The following is a 17,170-nucleotide window of genomic DNA, read 5'->3' as shown; positions in this document are numbered from 1 at the left end:
TCGGCGTGAGAAGTTCGCCTTCATGGCGCCGCCAGCCCATACGGAGCCCGAGAAGTGGGCGCAGATGAAGCAACTCGCTGATGACTACCTCAGTGATGAGGCGATCGATGCCGCTGGTTTATTGAGCAAAGCCGGTGTTAGTGCCTTGTTTGCGCGTCATGAGGATCCATCCACCACCGATGCGGAGCGTGTGCAGATGGATGCCGTGATCAATCATCTGCTGGGTGTGCAAATGCTGCACCGGATGTTTGTGGCTGAAGACGTGCCCGCCCTGGCCCGTCGGGAGGCTGACCGCCTGGGGTGGCGAGTGCTGATGCCCGTTTGAATTCTTTGGTCGGGATAAAAGCGTTGCTCTAGCTACAAGTTTCTGAGGGTTTTCGGGTGAAGATCTGATTCCGTTTGAAACGAAGGTCACGGCATTGCTCACGCTCACCTCGGCTTCTCCGACCAACCTTGGAAGTGGGATTGAGCCAGGCAAAGTTGCGGCGAGCCCCAACCGTGATCGTTTAGTCGAAACGATTGAACAGCTTGCGAGCATTGGCGCGAAGCCCGATGGCAGCGTTTGCCGTCGGGGGTTTTCAGCTGAAGACGTTCAGGGCCGTGAGTTGTTGGCCCAATGGATGAAACAGCTGGGCATGCAGGTGCGTGTTGATGCAGCTGGCAATTTGATCGGGCGTCTTGACGGCCTCGAGCCACACCGTCCTGCGCTGGTGACCGGCTCACACCTCGACACCGTCCCCACCGGTGGTCGCTTCGATGGGGCCCTAGGTGTCCTTGCAGGTCTCGAAGCCTGCCGTGCTCTTCAGGACCAGGGCATACGGCTGCAGCATGGCATCGAGTTGATCGCCTTTGCCGACGAGGAGTCGACCATGGTGGGTTGCAAGGGCTTGGCGGGCACGGCCTCCACTGATCCGGAGAGTTACGCCACCAGCAATGGCCAGCCGATTCAGGAGAACCTGGCACGCATCGGGGGGCATTGGCCGTCATTGGCCTCCGCCCGCCGCTCCGATGAGGCTTACGCCGCTTTCCTGGAATTGCATGTTGAGCAGGGCGGTGTTCTCGAGCAACGCGGTGATGCCATCGGTGTTGTGGAGGGTGTCGTCGGTCAGCGCCGGTTCAGCATCAATGTGCAGGGACAGGCCAACCATGCCGGCACCACACCGATGGGTCTGCGACAGGACGCCCTCGTGGCGGCGTCGCGCATTGTTCTCGCTGTCGAGGCCATGGCCTCCAGTCATCCAGGAGATCCTGTGGCGACGGTGGGCCGTCTTGAGGTTTGGCCCAATGCCGCCAACGTCGTCCCTGGTGCTGTCTCCCTGACAGTTGATTTAAGGGATGTGGATCGACGCGTGCTCGATCAATTGGTGGAGGAGTTGATGCAGCAGGTGGAGAACATCGGCGCTGAAACGGGCTGCCCGATCGCGGTGGATCCCCAGTTCAGTGTTGATCCCACCCCTGCTGATGCTGTGGTGATGGCCACGATTGCTGAGGCCGCTGCCGATCTCGGCCTGTCCCACAGCCATCTCCCCAGCCGAGCCAGCCACGATGCGCAGGAGGTCGGCCGCCGTTGGCCGATGGGCATGATTTTTGTTCCCAGCCGGGGCGGACTGAGTCATTCCGCTGCGGAGTTCACCAGCGATGAACTGTGCTGGGCGGGCACTGCGGTGCTGCTCGAAACGTTGCTGCGGCTTGACCGTCAGCTGCCGTGACTTTTTCGATCCTGGCCCGTGATCCCAACAACGGCCGCTTTGGCGTGGCTGTTGCCACCTGTCATCTGGCCGTTGGATCCACCGTGCCCCACATCCGCGCCGGAGTTGGCGCTGTGGCGACCCAGGCCCACACCAATCCCTATCTAGGGATCTGTGGCCTTGAACGCCTGGAGCAGAGTTCGGATGCCGAGAGTGTTCTGGCCAGCCTTCTGGCGGATGATCAGCATCGTGACCGGCGTCAGTTTCACCTGATCGATCTGGATGGTCGAACGGCCTGTTGGACGGGGCAGGATTGCGGGGCTTGGGCTGGGCACCGCCATCAGCGTGACCTATCCGTTGCTGGCAATTGCTTGGTGGATGAGGGTGTTATGGAGGCAATGGAGCAGGCCTTTCTCACCAGCGACCCCAGCTTGAAACTGGGACGTCGCCTGATGATGGCTCTTCAAGCCGGGGAAGCCGCTGGGGGTGACCATCGTTCTCCGTTCTGCACTTCAGCAGCGGTACAGGTGAGCGGTGAAGCTGCCTTTCCGTTGTTGGACCTACGGGTTGATTTCCATGAGCGTGCGATGGAGCAGTTGATGGAGGTGTATGAGCGCAGCCAGGCCCTTTGGGCTCAGGAGTGGAGGGACGAACTGTCGGAATTGCCAATGCTGAACCGTCTGGTGGCGTAGGGATCAGCCATAGGTCATGTCAGCAAAAAACCCTGCAACACCGAAGTGTGCAGGGTCTTCCTGAAAGATTTGAGATGGCTCAGCTGCGGACGGAGGCTTCCCACTTCACGTTTAAGCCAGCCTCACGAGCATCATTAATCAAATCGTCGACGCAATCCATTCCGAAGGCTGCTTGGCCCGACAGCAGAGCATCCCACTCCTGGGCGGGAAAGTGGGTTTGTAGCCAGAAGACACCATGCACGCTCGAGGGGTTCAACTGTGCAAGGCCTTGGTCGAGGCGAGTGGCGACGAGATCCAAGATTATTGCTGAAGCTGGATCTATTACGCCTCAATCCGCGGAACCAGATTGTCCCTCTTGCTACGGATTGAAAAGTTGCCCTAGCGCGTATAGCCGACTCCGCGGTATATGAGCTGCGCCGGAGTCCGGTGGCTGTTGATTTGACGGGCTTGGTACACGTTGCGGCGGTAGACCAGCTGCACACCAGGTTTGCCCTCAATGGCGTTGCTTTGCTGGTACTGATGCCCGCGATAGAGAAGGGTGGTCATTGGATGGTCCTCGAAGCAAGCTCAGGTCCCCGTTCCATGGCCTGAGGCGAACTGCGCTTCGCGTGATGCGAAGTGAACGATCGGTAGCCGTTGCTACAGAACTATTGAAGCGCTTGCCTGGCCTGAGGCGATGTTCGGGTCGATACTTGTACAGAAAAGTTTTCGGTTTTGTTTATTTTTGTCCGTAGTAATAAGTATTCCTTGCTGGTGCAAATCACCTGGCACTGCAGCACGCCTGTAGTTGATCGAGTGCAGCATTGAAAAAGTGTCGACCTTGCTCCTGCAGCTCGTCTCCTAGCCAGCGCCACTCCCGCATCAGGCGTTCGGGCCCTTCAGGCCCAAGGGCACTCATCACATAGGTGTGGTCGTTGGTAATCCAGCGTTGCAGTGCATCTCCGTTGATCTCGAGATGGCATTGCAGGCCAATGGCGTGATCGCCGATTCGAAACACCTGTTCCGCACAGTGCAGCGAGGAACCCAGCAGGGTTGCATCGGCTGGCAGGTGGATGCGATCGCCATGCCAATGCAGCGCCAAGCTGCCGCTCGGTTGTCCCTGCAGTAAGGCCTCATGGGTCGGATCAGCGACCCAGTGGATTGCGCCCAGTCCCAGTTCCTTGAGCTGCTGCGGTGGTGCTCCAACCTGCAGGGGTTGCACGGATCCGCCTGCAGCGACAGCGAGGAGTTGAGCCCCCAGGCAGATGCCCAGTATCGGTCGGCTCTGCCGGTGCCAGGCCGTCAACCAGTTCAGCTCAGTTTGGAGCCAGTGCAGGTCTGGTTGATGCCGTTCGTTCACGCCCATTGGTCCCCCCAGCACCAGCGCGATGCTGTTCGGGCATTCGCTTGGGCTCGGCAGGCAGTCGCCACGGTCCGGCCGCAGGGTCTGGAGGTCCATTCCCCGTTCCCGCGCCAGTTGTCCCACCAGTTCGGGCCCTTCGTGGTCAACGTGCTGGATCACCAGCAGCGTGGTGCTCAAAGCAGCAGGTAGCGCTGGGCGAGGGGCAGCACCTCGGCGGGTTCGCAGGTGAGCAGCTCACCGTCGGCGAACACCTCATAGGTCTGCGGGTCCACGCTCACCTTCGGCAGGGCGGAGTTGAGCTTGAGTGCGCTCTTGCCCACGCTGCGGGTGTCCTTCACCGCCATGCAGGTGCGTTCCAGCCCCAGCTGGCGTTGGATATCAGCATCCATGGCTGCCTCGCTCACGAAGGTGAGGCAGCTCGGGGCGAGGGCTTTGCCGAAGGCGCCGAACATGGGCCTGCCGTGCACGGGCCCGGGGGTGGGAATTGAGGCGTTGGCATCGCCCATCTGGGCCCACACGATCGATCCGCCCTTGATCACCAGTTCCGGGCGGATGCCGAAGAAGCCCGGCTTCCAGAGCACAAGGTCGGCGAGCTTGCCGGTTTCAATCGACCCCACTTCGGTGCTGATGCCGTGGGCCAACGCCGGGTTGATCGTCACCTTGGCGATGTAGCGCTTGAGGCGATGGTTGTCGTTGCGGCTGGAGTCTTCCGGCAGCGCGCCGCGCTGCACCTTCATCTTGTGGGCGGTCTGGAAGGTGCGGGTGATCACCTCGCCCACGCGGCCCATGGCCTGGGAGTCGCTGGCGATGATCGAGAAGGCGCCCAGGTCGTGAAGGATGTCTTCGGCGGCGATCGTTTCGCGCCGGATCCGTGATTCGGCGAAGGCCACATCCTCCGGGATCTTGGGATCCAGGTGGTGGCACACCATCAGCATGTCGAGGTGCTCCTCGAGGGTGTTGCGGGTGTAAGGCCGGGTGGGGTTGGTGCTGCTGGGCAGCACGTTGGCTTCGCCGCAGATCTTGATGATGTCCGGGGCATGGCCGCCGCCGGCACCTTCGGTGTGGAAGGTGTGGATCGTGCGGCCTTTGATCGCCGCGATCGTGTCTTCAACGAAACCGGCTTCGTTGAGGGTGTCGGAGTGGATGCAGACCTGTACATCCATGCGATCGGCCACCGACAGGCAGGCATCGATGGTGGCGGGGGTGGTGCCCCAGTCTTCGTGCAGCTTCAGGCCGCAGGCGCCCGCCCGTACCTGTTCTTCCAAAGCTTCCGGGGTGCTGGCGTTGCCCTTGCCGAAAAAGCCCAGGTTCACCGGCAGGCCTTCGGCGGCCTGGAGCATCCGCCCGATGTGGAACGCGCCGGGGGTGCAGGTGGTGGCGTTGGTGCCTGTGGCCGGTCCGGTGCCGCCGCCCATCAGGGTGGTGACGCCGCTGGCCAGGGCCGTTTCGATCTGCTGCGGGCAGATGAAGTGGATGTGGGTGTCGATGCCACCGGCCGTGAGGATGTGTCCTTCTCCGGCGATGGCTTCGGTGCCGGGGCCCACCACGATCGTCACCCCTTCCTGGGTGTCGGGGTTGCCGGCTTTGCCGATGGCGACGATGCGGCCGTCCTTGAGGCCGACATCGGCCTTGACGATCCCCCACCAGTCGAGGATCAAGGCGTTGGTGATCACCGTGTCCACGGCGCCGCCGCCCCGTGATGTCTGGGACTGACCCATGCCGTCGCGGATCACCTTGCCGCCGCCGAACTTCACCTCATCGCCGTAGACGGTGAAGTCCTGTTCGACTTCAAGGATCAGCTCCGTATCGGCGAGCCGGACCCGATCACCGGTGGTGGGGCCGTAGGTCTCGGCGTAGGCCTGGCGAGAAATGCGATAGGGCATGGGTCAGGCGTCGAGGGGTCCGTTGATCTGGCCGTTGAAGCCGATGACGCGTCGGGCGCCGGCAAAGGGAATGAGGTTCACGTCGCGGCTGTCGCCGGGTTCGAAGCGAATGGCGGTGCCGGCGGGGATGTCGAGGCGCTGGCCGCGGGCGGATGCGCGGTCGAACCGCAGGGCGGCATTGGCTTCCGCAAAGTGGAAGTGGGACCCCACCTGCACGGGCCGGTCGCCGCTGTTGGAGACGCTCACCGTGGTGACGGGTCGGCCTGCATTCAGTTCCAGTTCACCCGGTTCAGGAAGCAGTTCGCCTGGAATCAGAGGTGCCATGGGTTTGCCTCAGCGAATCGGGTCATGCAGGGTGACGAGCTTGGTGCCGTCGGGGAAGACCGCCTCGATCTGCACCTCATGCACCAGCTCAGGTACCCCCTCCATCACCTGATCGCGCTGCAACCAGGTGGTTCCTTCCTGCATCAGCTCCGCCACACTTTTGCCGTCGCGGGCACCTTCCAGCACCAGAAAGCTGAGCCAAGCCACCGACTCGGGGTGGTTCAGTTTCAGGCCGCGATTGAGACGACGTTCCGCCAGCAAGGCGGCGGTCACGATCAGGAGTTTGTCCTTTTCCTGGGGACTGAGATGCATGGGGGGCCTCGGTCGTCTTCAGTTTGTCGTCGCCGGGAGCGCTTGACGGTTCGTGGTGAACGTTTGTCTGGCTAACGGCTGTTCCTGCAAGGGCCAGACCCGTGGGATGCGTGGGCTGCTGAGTCCCCGTAGTGCGCGGGTGTGGGACCAGATTCGACTGAACCAAAACCGGGCATCGCGGCTTGATGGTCCGCTGTACCGGGCCACCAGTCCCTGGTCGAGGCTGCTGAGGCGCATGGTTCCTTCCAGCCCGTCTCGATCCGCTCGGATGGTCTCCTGCAGGCGTCGGATCGCGTCGGAGGAGAGGGGCATCGGCGCTGCCCACACCAGCGAGCCGAACACGGGGGCACCGGCGAGTCCGTGGCTGCCGGCAAGACTGTCACCACCCAGGCTCAGCCGATCGACGAGTTCCCAGCGGGGTTCAGCCCGGCCGATCCGCTGCACGCTCAGGGCGGAGCGCCAGCAGCCTTGATTCAGCGTTTCGCCGGCCGCGGTGCGCCCCAGTCGCACGATTTCCGCGCTGAGAAAGGAGGCGTTCTCCGGCAGGGTCACGGTCAGTTGCTGCTCATAGAGCGCATCCGCGTAGAGCACCAGTTCTTGGGGGAGCCATTCCAGATCGCTGTCGTCCTCCAGCGTGCATTGGACCGTTTGCTGGGACCAACGGCCTTCGGGGTGCAGTCGGCTGCGTCCAAGGGAGCCGTAGACCTTCTGGGCTGCCACGCTCGTGATCAGGCTGCGGCTGGCCACGCCCAGGTCGAGGTCGATGCTCAGTCGATCCCCGCCGACGAGGCCTCCGGCGGTGTGCAGCAAGGGAAGTTCGCAACGGCCGTCGTCGCCGCGGTCGGCCCGGAGCAGTTTGAACGGAGCGCTGCAGCCCCCCTGATGGTGGGTGCCCGCGGGGCTGGATTGAAACTGCAGTTGGCAGCGGCCGTGCCAGGGCTCAGGGCGTTGCATGCCTCCACGCTCCGCGCTGGTCTCCGCCTGCTCTGTAGCGGTTGCTACTAAATGTCAGGTCGATGGCTGGGCAGGCTTTGCGCAGATGACGGGGGTCTGTGAGCGAGAGCCTGCTCGTGTTGGAGCGGCGGTTGGCATCCGTGCCCGTGGGTCAGGCCGACGTCCTGCTGCCCCTGACCGCTGCTGAACGCCGGGTCCTGCGTGGACGCCGCCGCACCGCCTGTGGTCGAGCGGTGTTGCTGCAGCTTCCGCGGGAGGGAGCCTTGCGCCCCGGCGATCAGCTCAGTGATGGAGCGGGCGCCATTCGTGTTGAAGTTGCCGCAGCACCGGAGCCGTTGTTGCGGGTGCAGGCGGATTCGGCATTGGCGTTGCTGCAGGCCGCGTATCACCTGGGGAATCGGCATGTGGCTCTGGAGCTGCATGCCCAGGAGCTGCGCCTGTTGGAGGATGCCGTGCTCGCCGAGATGCTGGAGGCGCGCGGGCTCGTGTTGAGTCGCTGTCGGGAGCCGTTTGCACCAGAGGGTGGGGCCTATGGAGAGGGGCATGGTCATGGGCATGGACACGCCCACCCATGAGTGATCTGTCCCTGCTTCAGCTGGTGAGTCCGGCATTGCCGGTGGGTGCCTTCAGCTATTCAGAGGGCTTGGAAGTGCTGATTCAGTCCGGCGCGCTCGCCGATGAAGCCATGCTCGAGTCGTGGCTTCAGGCTGAGTTGTTCCGGGGAACACTGCGGCTGGAGGCGGCCGCTTTGGGGCCCCTGGCGGCAGACCTGTCGGCTTGGGTGGGGCAGAGCAATGTTGACGCGCGGCGGCGTGTGCTGGATTTGGACGGATGGTTGCTGGCCACCCGTGAGGTGGCGGAAGTCCGTGCCCAGCAGCGTCAAATGGGGCAGTCGTTGCTGCAGTTGCTCCAGGAGCTCGGCCACCCTCTACCGGAGTCGTTGCGTCTGGCCTGGCCAGCGGCCTGGGCCTGGGCCGCCACGGCGCTGGAGGTCACGCCCGCCGCGATGGTGGAGGGGTATCTCTACGGCTGGGTCGCCAATCAACTCAGTGCTGCAGTGCGGTTGTTGCCCTTGGGTCCCACCCGGGCCCAGGTGCTGCAGTTGCGCTTGCGTCCGTTGATTCTTGAGCAGGCTGAGCTGCTGCAGCACGCCGATCCACGGGAGCTCTGGAGTTCCGGGGTGGGTGCTTCCTTGGCTCAACTGACCCATGCTGAGCTGTATTCCCGCCTGTTTCGAAGCTGATGGGCAGCAAGCTGCGTCTCGGAGTGGCCGGTCCGGTCGGATCGGGCAAGACCGCGCTCGTGGAGGCGTTGTGTCGGACGCTTCGCGAGCGGCTGCAGCTCGCTGTTGTCACCAATGACATCTACACCCAGGAGGATGCGCAGTTCCTGACCCGGGTCGGAGCCCTTGAGCCGGAACGCATCCGCGGGGTGGAGACCGGAGGCTGTCCACACACGGCGATCCGTGAAGACTGTTCGATCAACCGTGCGGCGGTGGCGGAGCTCGAGGAGCAATTCCCAGGTCTGGATCTGGTGCTGGTGGAAAGCGGTGGTGACAATTTGGCCGCGAGCTTCAGCCCGGAACTCGTTGACCTCTGCATCTATGTGATCGATGTGGCCGCCGGCGACAAGATCCCGCGCAAGGGAGGCCCTGGGATTACGCGCTCGGATCTGCTGGTGATCAACAAAATTGACCTGGCTCCTTTGGTGGGTGCCGACCTGGCCGTGATGGAGCGCGACACCGTGCGGATGCGGGGTGATCGCCCGTGGTGTTTTACCAACCTCCACAGCGGCGAGGGACTCGAGCACGTCGAGTCGTTTGTGTTGCAACAGCTACCGAATGGGTGATCGGCGCGCCGGCAAGTCTGAAATTGGTTCGCGTTGATACCAAAAAGAGGAGTCACTGATCCTTAGTTTCACGTCGATGCCGTCGTCAGACGCGCACTGAATCACGTGTTGTGGATTTCATGAGTTCCTCTCTCTCCAAGCGTCTGTTTGCCGGCCTGGCCGCAACATCGCTGGGCTTGGCTGTGACCGCCTGTGGTGGTGGTAGCGACCAGGCCACCAATGCCAAGTGTGATGACGACGGCAACAACTGCACTGTCACGGTCGGCATCCTGCACTCGCTGACCGGCACCATGGCGATCTCTGAGAAGACGCTGGTCGACACCGAAAAGATGGCGATTGACGAGATCAACGCCGCCGGTGGTGTGGAAGTGGACGGCAAGTCCTACACCATCGAAACCATCGTTGAAGATGGCGCCTCCACATGGCCCACCTTCGCTGAGAAGTCCAAGAAGTTGATCGATCAGGACAAGGTGCCTGTGGTCTTCGGCGGTTGGACCTCCGCCAGCCGCAAGGAGATGCTGCCGGTCTACGAGTCGAAGAACGCTTTCCTCTACTACCCGATTCAGTACGAGGGTCAGGAGTGTTCCAACAACATCTTCTACACCGGTGCCACCCCGAACCAACAGTCGGAGCCGGCCACCAAGTTCATGTTTGAGAAGTCGCCTGCCGCTGGCAAGCCCTTCTTCCTGGTGGGTTCGGACTACGTCTTCCCCCGCACCTCCAACACCATCACCAAGGCTCAGGTTGAGCAGCTGGGTGGCGAAGTGGTTGGTGAGGACTATCTCCCCCTGGGCAACACCGAAGTTGCTCCGATCATCGCCAAGATCAAGGAAGCTCTGCCTGAAGGCGGTGTGATCATCAACACCCTCAACGGTGACCAGAACGTCGCCTTCTTCAAGCAGATCCAGGACGCCGGCATCACCCCTGCCAACGGCTTCTACGTGATGAGTTACTCCATCGCCGAAGAAGAGATCAGCACGATCGGTTCTGAGTTCCTAGAAGGCCACTACGGCGCTTGGAACTACATGATGTCCATCGACACTCCGGCATCGAAGAAGTTCGCTGCTGACTTCAAGGCCAAGTACGGCGCAGACCGTCAGGTCGCTGACCCGCAGGAGTCGGCTTACAACATGGTCTACCTGTGGAAGGCCGCCGTTGAGAAGGCCAACAGCTTCGATGACGACAAGGTCCGTGAAGCTCTGGTTGGCATCGAGTTCGATGCGCCTCAGGGCAAGGTGACCGTGATGCCGAACCATCACCTGTCCCAGACCGTGCGCATCGGTCAGATCACCAAGGATGGCCAGTTCGACATCCTCGAGGAGACCGATGGCCCCGTGGCTCCCCAGGCCTGGAACCAGATCCACCCGGATTCCACCGGTTTCGCCTGCGACTGGACCGATGCCTCGAAGGGCGGCAAGTACAAGCTCTGATCTTCGGGTCACAGCCTGAATCTCTCTTCACGGAGGAGCTCGTTTTCGGGCTCCTCCTTTCGTCGTTTCCCTGAACGTTCGTTTCAGACAGTCGTGCAACTGCTTTTTGAAAGCCTGTTTAACGGTGTGGCCATCGGCTCCGTGCTGCTGATGGCCGCCCTTGGATTGGCGATTGTTTTCGGCCTGATGGGTGTGATCAACCTCGCCCATGGCGAGCTGATCATGCTCGGTGCCTACACCACTTATGTGGTGCAGTTGATTTTCAAGCTGCCCGCACTGGCCCCCCTTTACAACCTGTATGTCCTCGTGGCGTTGCCGGTTGCCTTCATCGTCAGTGGCGTTGTTGGGGTGCTGTTGGAACGCGCGGTGATTCGCCGTTTGTACGGCAACCCCCTGGAGACCTTGCTGGCCACCTGGGGCGTCAGCTTGATCCTGCAGCAATTCGTTCGCAGTGTCCCGATGGCCCATGCGTCCGGCTTGATCCTGGCGCTCGTGCTCGGTTTCGGTCTGCCGGTGTTCCTCCCCGAGCGTTGGCTGCTCGGTGCGCGCTCACGGCTGGTTCGCGCCGGGAGCTGGGCGGTGGCTGCCTTGGCTGGTGTGCTGTTGGCGAGTGGCCTGGCCTCTCAGATCAGCCGAATTTCACAGGCGGATGCGCGCAACGTGGACGTCACGGCTCCGCAGTGGATGCGCGGTGGCCTCGAGTTGAGCGGCCTGACGTTCCCGGTGCCGCGGCTGGTGATCATTGCGGTCACGGTGGTGGCGGTTCTCGGAGTCACCTGGTTCCTGAACCGCAGTGTCTGGGGCATGCGGATCCGCGCTGTCACCCAGAACCGATCCATGAGCGACTGTCTGGGCATTCCCACCGACACTGTTGATGTGTTGACCTTCGGAATCGGATCCGGGTTGGCCGGTGTTGCGGGTGTCGCCGTCTCCCTGCTGGGTTCGGTCGGTCCGAACGTGGGCGGCTCCTACATCGTCGGTTGTTTCATGGTCGTCGTGCTCGGTGGCGTTGGCAATCTCTTCGGCACGGTGCTGGCGTCCTTCGCGATCGGTTGGCTCACCGATGTGATCGGTGCCGGTCGTCTGCTCACCCTCTGGCCTGACATGCCAGCGCCCTTGGCGGGTGCCGTGAGTTTCTTTGCGACCACGAGCATGGCCCAGGTGATGATCTTCGCCCTGATCGTGGCGTTCTTGCAGTTCCGTCCCGCGGGGTTATTCCCGCAGAAGGGACGCATGGTGGAGGCCTGATCTCATGTTGCAGTTCCTTCAACAGCGCCGTTGGCCCCAGCTTCTGCTCTGGGTGCTGATCATTGCGGCGATTGTGGCGGCACCCTCCGTGCTGTCCGTCTTCCGACTCAACCTGTTGGGTCGCTTCCTCTCCCTGGCGATCGTGGCCCTGGGCATCGATCTGATCTGGGGGTTCACCGGTCTGCTGAGCCTCGGTCAGGGCATCTTTTTCGCGTTGGGTGGTTATGCCGCCGCCATGTATCTCCAGCTGAGCAGCTCTGGCGATCTCCCCAATGCGATCCCCGAATTCTTCAGCCTCTATGGCGTGAAGGAGCTGCCCTTCTTCTGGCATCCCTTCGCGTCGCCCTGGTTCACCTTGGTGGCGATCTGGCTGATCCCCGGACTGCTCGCCGCTGTCCTGGGCGGTTTGGTGTTCCGCAATCGGATCAAGGGGGTGTACTTCTCGATCCTGACCCAGGCCGCTCTGCTGGTCTTTTTCAACTTCTTCAACGGCCAGCAGAAGCTGATCAACGGCACCAACGGATTACAGACGCCCGCCACGAAATTGTTCGGGCAGTACGTCGGATCCGATCTGATGCAGCGGTGGTTCTTTTGGGTCACCGCCGTGGTGGTGATCCTGGTCTGGGCTTTCCTGCGCTGGGTGGTCCGCGGTCGCTTTGGTGATGTGCTGATTGCCATCCGCGATGACGAACCGCGTCTGCGCTTCGCCGGTTTCAACCCGACGCTGTTCAAAACGATTGTTTTCGGCCTCGCCGGCGCCCTGGCGGGCATCGGTGGAGCTCTTTACACCGTTCAATCCGGCAGCGCCTCGCCGCAGTTCATGGAGGTGCCGATGTCGATTGACATGGTGATCTGGGTGGCGGTCGGTGGCCGCGGCACCTTGGTGGGCGCGATCCTCGGTGCGGTCGTGATCAATTACGCCAAGAGTCTTGTCAGTGAGGTGATGCCGGAGAGCTGGCTGTTCATCCAGGGCGGTCTGTTCATCCTTGTGGTCACGGCTCTGCCGGAAGGTGTGATCGGTTGGTTCCGCGGTGATGGTCCACGCAATCTGCTGAACCGGTTGGGTTTGGTTCGTCCCATCGGCACCTATCCCCAGCTGGAAATTGATGGTCAAGAGGAGGTGCAGCCATGAGTTCCGCTCTGTTGGAACTGCGTCAGATCACCGTCAGCTTCGACGGGTTCCTGGCGCTGCGAGACCTCAACCTGACGCTGCAGCCCGGTGAACTCCGCGCGGTGATCGGCCCCAATGGGGCCGGCAAAACCACCTTCCTGGATGTGATCAGCGGCAAGACGGCGCCGACGCAGGGGGATGTGGTGTTTAAGGGTCGTTCGCTGGTGGGCACCCTCGAGCACCGCATCGCCCGTCTGGGCATTGGACGCAAGTTCCAAAGTCCGAGGGTGTTCGAGAAGCTCAGTGTTCAGGAGAACCTGGCTCTCGCGGTGAGTCGTCCCAAGCAGCCCTGGTCACTTCTGTTCCAGGGTCTGAGCTCCGAGCAGCGCGACCGTGTCCATCACCTGATGGGCATCGTCAATCTGCAATCCCGGGCTGACTGGGCCGCGGGGTCCCTGTCCCATGGGCAGAAGCAGTGGCTGGAGATTGCGATGTTGGTCGGTCAGGATCCCGACCTGTTGCTGGTGGATGAACCGGTCGCCGGCCTGACGGATGAGGAGACGGATCTCACGGCAGATCTGCTCAAATCACTGGCGGGTGATCACACCGTGCTGGTGATCGAGCACGACATGGAGTTCATCCGTCGCTTGGAGAGTCCCGTGACGGTGCTGCACCAGGGCCATGTGCTCTGCGAGGGAACGATGGATCAGGTTCAGGCTGATCCCCGCGTGATTGAGGTTTATCTGGGCACCACCGACGAGGAGAACGGATGACGACACTGCTGGAAATCCGTGGTTTGAACACCTATTACGGTGAGAGTCACATCCTGCGGGATGTGGATCTCACCGTGAAGGCCGGTGAGATGGTCTGTCTGATCGGACGCAACGGGGTGGGCAAAACCACGCTGCTCAAGTCGTTGATCGGTCTGTTGCGGCCCCGCCGCGGTGAGATTGTCTTCAATGGCGATGGGCTCGACCGTCAGGCCCCGTATCAACGGGCCCGCGCCGGTGTTGGCTATGTGCCCCAGGGGCGGGAGATCATCCCCCAGCTCACGGTGGAGGAGAACCTGATGTTGGGCATGGAGGCGCTGCCGGGGGGGCTGGGCCGCAACCGCCGGATCGACCCCTTTGTCTATGAGCTGTTTCCGATCCTGCAGGAGTTTTTGCCCCGTAAGGGGGGAGATCTCAGCGGTGGTCAGCAACAGCAGCTGGCGATTGCCAGGGCCCTGCTTGGCAAGCCGAAGCTGCTTCTGCTCGATGAACCCACCGAGGGGATTCAGCCCAACATCGTGCAGGACATCGAATCGGCGGTGCGGCGGATCATTGCCGAGACCGGCATCGGCGTGTTGCTGGTGGAGCAGCATCTCCACTTCGTTCGCCAGGCGGATCGTTATTACGCGATGCAGCGGGGCGGGATCGTGGCCAGCGGTCCCACCAGCGATCTCAGCCAGGCCGTGGTGGATGAGTTCCTCAGCGTCTGATCCTGGATCAGCGGCACGATATTGATTAAATATCACATCAATATCGTGCCTTCTAGCGACTGAGCTGCCGCCAAAGGTCGATCCCGGCTTCGCTCAGTTGCAGGGGCTGGCCATCGATGCTGCGGATCGGCCGGCAGCCCAGGCTGTTCACCAGCACGGCCTGGTCGTCCCCTTGCAGTGCCGCACCCAGCGAGGCTTCCTCGAGCTGGCCGAGGTCAAGGCCGCGCCGACGGATGACCCCAGGAAGGCAGCCGCTGCTGAGCGGTGGGGTTAGCCACTGCCCCCGGCGCTGCACCAGCAGGTTGGCGACCGTTCCGCAGCAGAGTTCGCCGGCGGTGTTCCGGAGCAAGGCATCGTTCGCTCCGCTCGCTTCCGCTTCCCGGCGAGCCTGGATGGCCTGGCCGTAGCTGAAGGTTTTGCAGCGGCTCAGCAGGCTGTGTGGGTTGCGCTGCTCCTGCTGACTGGTGATGGCTGTGATCGGTTGATGGGTCGTTTGGATCGTCTGCAGGGTCAACCAGAAGCGCGTCGCCGCGCTGCTGCTCGCCGAGATGCCGCGGCCACCGGCACCGTCACGGCTCCAGTTCAGCCGTAGGGCGCCGCTGCCCTGTCGCAGGCCTGCACGTTCCACTGCGGCAGCGATCAGCGGGGCCAGCCAGGCCTGCCCAGGGGGCGGTTCCATCCCCAGCAGGGTCGCGCTGTGCCGCCAGCGTTCCAGGTGCGGGGCGAGCAGGCGCGGCTCACCCTCCTCGACCAAGAGCGTTTCAAAGAGTCCATCTGCCAGTTGCAGGCCACGGTCACTGAGGGGAACGCCCAGTTCGTCGGGCTGGCCCCAGCGGCCATCCATCCAGGCGACGGCGGTTGTCATGTCAGGGCGTTCAGCAGCGGCTGGAGTTTCCAGAGCAACTCGTCCGCCTCACCGTCGGGGTCGGAGTCGGCAACGATGCCGCAGCCCGCATGGGCGCGCAGGGTCGAGCCCTGGCGGATCAGCGAACGGATCAGGATATTGCTGTCGAAGCTGCCATCCCAATCCAGGTGGATCAGGGAGCCGCAGTAGGGCCCGCGACTGGTGGGTTCGAGCTCATGCAGGCGCTGGCAGGCCCGCAGCTTGGGGGCTCCGGTGATCGATCCCCCCGGCCAGCAGGCTTCCAGCAGATCGACCCAGCTCAGCCCCTGTTGGAGCTGCCCTTCCACCACCGAGGTGAGATGGTGCACCGAGGCATAACTCTCCAGGCCCAGCAGCTGGGGGACCTGGATGGAGCCGGGTCGGCAGACCCGGCCGAGGTCATTGCGCAGCAGGTCGACGATCATCACGTTCTCGGCCCGGTCCTTGGCGCTGCAGACCAGGTCGGCGGCCAGATCAGCATCCTGCTGCGGTGACTGGTGCCGCGGGCGGGTGCCTTTGATCGGTCGCGTCTGAATGCGCCCGCTCGGCTCCATCTGCAGAAAGCGTTCCGGTGACGACGACAGCAGCGCTTCGCCGTTGTCGGCGACCACGAGCCCCGCAAAGGGAGCCGGGCAGGCTTCCCTCACCCGGAGGAAGAGGTCCAGAGCACGGCTCTGCTGCGGCCAGGACGTGCTGCAGCAGGCGGTGAGATTGGCTTGAAACAGATCGCCTGCGGCGATCAGTTCGCGGATCCGTCGGACCCCGTCGGCGAAGGCCCGTTGATCGGTGTGCTGCTGCCAGGCGTCGAGGGGAATTCGCGGTGGCCGTTGCGCCGGTGATGTGGGTTGGTTCTCCAGCGCGTCGGTCAAGGCCTGGATGGCCTTGTGGTCCTGCCCTTCGATCCAGAGTTGGCGCTCCTGTAGATCGAAGCGCAGCACCGGGTCGTGGCGAGCGATCCAGAGGGTTGCCAGCGGATCGCTTGCCCAGGGATTGCCCGGCTCCGTCCAGGCGGCGGCCTCGTAGCTCAGCCAACCGGTCCAGTGGCCGGGGTCCAATGCCCGCAGCATCGTGAAGGGATTTTGGGCCCCCGGTTCACCGGGTCGACCCCGGCAGCAGAGGGTTTGCCGGGGTCCGGCGGCCAGGGTGACCCAGCGTCCGAGGGCGCTGCCATCACCATCCAGCCAGATCAGTCCCTCTTCGCCATGCAGCGCCGCCAGCAGCTGTGCCACGGCCACCGGTTCGTGCCAGGTCAGCCGATGGCGCTGCGGTGCCGTCATGGGTTGGGGCGGCTGCAGAGGTCCGGTCGACCGGCGTCCCGCAGCGCCGCATCACGGATGCGGCAGCTGTCGCAGACACCACAGGCCTGGTCGCCGCCGCTGTAGCAGCTCCAGGTCTCCGCGATCGGAACCTGAAGACGCAGGGCTTCTTCAACGATGGTCGTTTTGCTCCAGGTCACCAGGGGCGCCCAGAGCTGGGTGCCATGGCCCTCCCGTCCGGCTTTGCTGGCCATATCGGCCAGGGTTTGGAAGGCCTGGAGGTAGTCCGGCCGGCAGTCGGGATAGCCGGAGTAATCCACGGCATTGACGCCGAGCACCAGCCGCTGGGCGCCGCGGGCTTCCGCCAGGCTGAGGCCGATGGCGATGAAGACCGTATTGCGGCCGGGCACGTAGGTCGAGGGGATGATTCCGTCTTCGACACCATCACTGGGCACCTGTTGGCTCAGATCCGTCAGGGCGGACCCGCCCCAGGCCGCCAGGTCGACGGCAATGCGGTGGTGCTCCGCCAGCCCCAGACGCCTGGCGATCTGAGCCGCAGCCTCCAGTTCGCGCCGGTGCCGCTGCCCGTAGTCGAAGGACAGTCCGATGACCCGATCGCCCTCCTCTTGGGCCAGAGCCGCAGCCGTGGCCGAGTCCAGGCCTCCGGAGAGCAGGGCGATCGCAGTGCGTTGACTCATGGGGTCATTAAAAAACCTCGT

21 protein-coding genes are annotated in these 17,170 nt (G+C 63.0%); 11 read left to right on the top strand and 10 right to left on the bottom strand.

Features of this window, described 5'->3' with window-relative positions:
* The 3 genes from ACGVKB_RS04435 to ACGVKB_RS04425 all read left to right on the top strand — a co-directional run.
* The coding region (locus ACGVKB_RS04435) for an asparagine synthase-related protein (RefSeq protein WP_392350075.1) at positions 1 to 325 on the top strand (325 nt) is incomplete at its 5' end.
* Between the two features lie 94 nt (positions 326 to 419).
* Positions 420 to 1,709 (top strand): Zn-dependent hydrolase, encoded by a 1,290-nt coding sequence (locus ACGVKB_RS04430; RefSeq protein ID WP_392350074.1) that lies wholly within the window; start codon positions 420 to 422, stop codon positions 1,707 to 1,709.
* Positions 1,706 to 2,380, top strand: coding sequence for a DUF1028 domain-containing protein (locus tag ACGVKB_RS04425; protein ID WP_392350073.1), 675 nt, complete (start codon positions 1,706 to 1,708; stop codon positions 2,378 to 2,380). The genes ACGVKB_RS04430 and ACGVKB_RS04425 overlap by 4 nt, the downstream gene beginning before the upstream one ends.
* Positions 2,381 to 2,459: 79 nt before the next feature.
* On the opposite strand, the gene ACGVKB_RS04420 is transcribed toward ACGVKB_RS04425, so the two are convergent.
* The 7 genes from ACGVKB_RS04420 to ACGVKB_RS04390 all read right to left on the bottom strand — a co-directional run bounded on the left by ACGVKB_RS04420 (position 2,460) and on the right by ACGVKB_RS04390 (position 7,195).
* Positions 2,460 to 2,678: a hypothetical protein gene (locus ACGVKB_RS04420; RefSeq protein WP_392350072.1), complete on the bottom strand. Its 219-nt coding sequence runs from the start codon at positions 2,676 to 2,678 to the stop codon at positions 2,460 to 2,462.
* An 80-nt stretch (positions 2,679 to 2,758) separates the two neighbouring features.
* Positions 2,759 to 2,926, bottom strand: coding sequence for a DUF4278 domain-containing protein (locus tag ACGVKB_RS04415; protein WP_392350071.1), 168 nt, complete (start codon positions 2,924 to 2,926; stop codon positions 2,759 to 2,761).
* Positions 2,927 to 3,140: 214 nt separating this feature from the next.
* The gene (locus tag ACGVKB_RS04410; protein WP_392350070.1) at positions 3,141 to 3,899 is read right to left on the bottom strand and encodes a type 1 glutamine amidotransferase; all 759 of its coding nucleotides are present in this window, start codon (positions 3,897 to 3,899) and stop codon (positions 3,141 to 3,143) included.
* Complete coding sequence (gene ureC / locus ACGVKB_RS04405) at positions 3,896 to 5,605, bottom strand: urease subunit alpha (RefSeq protein WP_392350069.1); 1,710 nt, start codon at positions 5,603 to 5,605, stop codon at positions 3,896 to 3,898. Before ureC ends, ACGVKB_RS04410 begins: the two co-directional genes overlap by 4 nt.
* 3 nt (positions 5,606 to 5,608) lie before the next feature.
* Entirely contained in the window at positions 5,609 to 5,929 is a 321-nt protein-coding gene (locus ACGVKB_RS04400; RefSeq protein ID WP_392350068.1) for an urease subunit beta, read from the bottom strand.
* A 9-nt stretch (positions 5,930 to 5,938) separates the two neighbouring features.
* On the bottom strand, positions 5,939 to 6,241 hold the full coding sequence (locus tag ACGVKB_RS04395) for an urease subunit gamma (protein ID WP_392350067.1): 303 nt from the start codon (positions 6,239 to 6,241) through the stop codon (positions 5,939 to 5,941).
* An 18-nt stretch (positions 6,242 to 6,259) separates the two neighbouring features.
* Positions 6,260 to 7,195, bottom strand: a complete 936-nt coding sequence (locus ACGVKB_RS04390) for an urease accessory protein UreD (protein WP_392350066.1) — start codon at positions 7,193 to 7,195, stop codon at positions 6,260 to 6,262.
* Between the two features lie 98 nt (positions 7,196 to 7,293).
* Here ACGVKB_RS04390 and ureE point away from each other — a divergent pair, with 98 nt between their 5' ends.
* The 8 genes from ureE to urtE all read left to right on the top strand — a co-directional run bounded on the left by ureE (position 7,294) and on the right by urtE (position 14,312).
* Positions 7,294 to 7,770: an urease accessory protein UreE gene (ureE, locus tag ACGVKB_RS04385; protein ID WP_392350065.1), complete on the top strand. Its 477-nt coding sequence runs from the start codon at positions 7,294 to 7,296 to the stop codon at positions 7,768 to 7,770.
* Positions 7,767 to 8,438 carry an urease accessory protein UreF gene (locus ACGVKB_RS04380; protein WP_392350064.1) on the top strand — a complete coding sequence of 224 codons (672 nt, stop codon included), beginning with the start codon at positions 7,767 to 7,769 and terminating at the stop codon, positions 8,436 to 8,438. The genes ureE and ACGVKB_RS04380 overlap by 4 nt, the downstream gene beginning before the upstream one ends.
* Positions 8,438 to 9,043, top strand: coding sequence for an urease accessory protein UreG (ureG, locus tag ACGVKB_RS04375; RefSeq protein WP_392350063.1), 606 nt, complete (start codon positions 8,438 to 8,440; stop codon positions 9,041 to 9,043). The genes ACGVKB_RS04380 and ureG overlap by 1 nt, the downstream gene beginning before the upstream one ends.
* Before the next feature lie 119 nt (positions 9,044 to 9,162).
* The gene (gene urtA, locus ACGVKB_RS04370) at positions 9,163 to 10,473 is read left to right on the top strand and encodes an urea ABC transporter substrate-binding protein (protein ID WP_392350062.1); all 1,311 of its coding nucleotides are present in this window, start codon (positions 9,163 to 9,165) and stop codon (positions 10,471 to 10,473) included.
* 93 nt (positions 10,474 to 10,566) lie between these two features.
* Complete coding sequence (locus tag ACGVKB_RS04365; RefSeq protein WP_392350061.1) at positions 10,567 to 11,721, top strand: branched-chain amino acid ABC transporter permease; 1,155 nt, start codon at positions 10,567 to 10,569, stop codon at positions 11,719 to 11,721.
* A gap of 4 nt (positions 11,722 to 11,725) precedes the next feature.
* Positions 11,726 to 12,853, top strand: coding sequence for an urea ABC transporter permease subunit UrtC (gene urtC / locus ACGVKB_RS04360; protein WP_392350060.1), 1,128 nt, complete (start codon positions 11,726 to 11,728; stop codon positions 12,851 to 12,853).
* Positions 12,850 to 13,605: an urea ABC transporter ATP-binding protein UrtD gene (gene urtD / locus ACGVKB_RS04355; protein ID WP_392350059.1), complete on the top strand. Its 756-nt coding sequence runs from the start codon at positions 12,850 to 12,852 to the stop codon at positions 13,603 to 13,605. Before urtC ends, urtD begins: the two co-directional genes overlap by 4 nt.
* The gene (urtE, locus tag ACGVKB_RS04350; protein ID WP_392350058.1) at positions 13,602 to 14,312 is read left to right on the top strand and encodes an urea ABC transporter ATP-binding subunit UrtE; all 711 of its coding nucleotides are present in this window, start codon (positions 13,602 to 13,604) and stop codon (positions 14,310 to 14,312) included. The genes urtD and urtE overlap by 4 nt, the downstream gene beginning before the upstream one ends.
* 52 nt (positions 14,313 to 14,364) lie before the next feature.
* On the opposite strand, the gene ACGVKB_RS04345 is transcribed toward urtE, so the two are convergent.
* From ACGVKB_RS04345 to queC, 3 genes are read right to left on the bottom strand one after another with little or no spacing between them, the layout of a single operon-like run.
* Positions 14,365 to 15,177, bottom strand: coding sequence for an aminotransferase class IV (locus ACGVKB_RS04345; RefSeq protein WP_392350057.1), 813 nt, complete (start codon positions 15,175 to 15,177; stop codon positions 14,365 to 14,367).
* On the bottom strand, positions 15,174 to 16,472 hold the full coding sequence (locus tag ACGVKB_RS04340) for an anthranilate synthase component I family protein (protein WP_392350056.1): 1,299 nt from the start codon (positions 16,470 to 16,472) through the stop codon (positions 15,174 to 15,176). Before ACGVKB_RS04340 ends, ACGVKB_RS04345 begins: the two co-directional genes overlap by 4 nt.
* The gene (gene queC / locus ACGVKB_RS04335; protein WP_392350055.1) at positions 16,469 to 17,149 is read right to left on the bottom strand and encodes a 7-cyano-7-deazaguanine synthase QueC; all 681 of its coding nucleotides are present in this window, start codon (positions 17,147 to 17,149) and stop codon (positions 16,469 to 16,471) included. Before queC ends, ACGVKB_RS04340 begins: the two co-directional genes overlap by 4 nt.
* Positions 17,150 to 17,170 lie beyond the last annotated feature (21 nt).

Source organism: Parasynechococcus sp. (assembly GCF_042954325.1).
GTDB lineage: Bacteria > Cyanobacteriota > Cyanobacteriia > PCC-6307 > Cyanobiaceae > Parasynechococcus.
This window is presented reverse-complemented; position numbering and strand designations above follow the sequence as displayed.

Coding starts and splice junctions, on each gene's coding strand:
- ACGVKB_RS04415 (WP_392350071.1), bottom strand. CDS start 2,926: ATGACCACCCTTCTCTATCGCGGGCATCAGTACCAGCAAAGCAACGCC.
- ureC (WP_392350069.1), bottom strand. CDS start 5,605: ATGCCCTATCGCATTTCTCGCCAGGCCTACGCCGAGACCTACGGCCCC.
- ACGVKB_RS04400 (WP_392350068.1), bottom strand. CDS start 5,929: ATGGCACCTCTGATTCCAGGCGAACTGCTTCCTGAACCGGGTGAACTG.
- ACGVKB_RS04395 (WP_392350067.1), bottom strand. CDS start 6,241: ATGCATCTCAGTCCCCAGGAAAAGGACAAACTCCTGATCGTGACCGCC.
- ACGVKB_RS04390 (WP_392350066.1), bottom strand. CDS start 7,195: ATGCAACGCCCTGAGCCCTGGCACGGCCGCTGCCAACTGCAGTTTCAA.
- ACGVKB_RS04380 (WP_392350064.1), top strand. CDS start 7,767: ATGAGTGATCTGTCCCTGCTTCAGCTGGTGAGTCCGGCATTGCCGGTG.
- ureG (WP_392350063.1), top strand. CDS start 8,438: ATGGGCAGCAAGCTGCGTCTCGGAGTGGCCGGTCCGGTCGGATCGGGC.
- urtA (WP_392350062.1), top strand. CDS start 9,163: ATGAGTTCCTCTCTCTCCAAGCGTCTGTTTGCCGGCCTGGCCGCAACA.
- urtC (WP_392350060.1), top strand. CDS start 11,726: ATGTTGCAGTTCCTTCAACAGCGCCGTTGGCCCCAGCTTCTGCTCTGG.
- urtD (WP_392350059.1), top strand. CDS start 12,850: ATGAGTTCCGCTCTGTTGGAACTGCGTCAGATCACCGTCAGCTTCGAC.
- urtE (WP_392350058.1), top strand. CDS start 13,602: ATGACGACACTGCTGGAAATCCGTGGTTTGAACACCTATTACGGTGAG.
- ACGVKB_RS04345 (WP_392350057.1), bottom strand. CDS start 15,177: ATGACAACCGCCGTCGCCTGGATGGATGGCCGCTGGGGCCAGCCCGAC.
- ACGVKB_RS04340 (WP_392350056.1), bottom strand. CDS start 16,472: ATGACGGCACCGCAGCGCCATCGGCTGACCTGGCACGAACCGGTGGCC.
- queC (WP_392350055.1), bottom strand. CDS start 17,149: ATGAGTCAACGCACTGCGATCGCCCTGCTCTCCGGAGGCCTGGACTCG.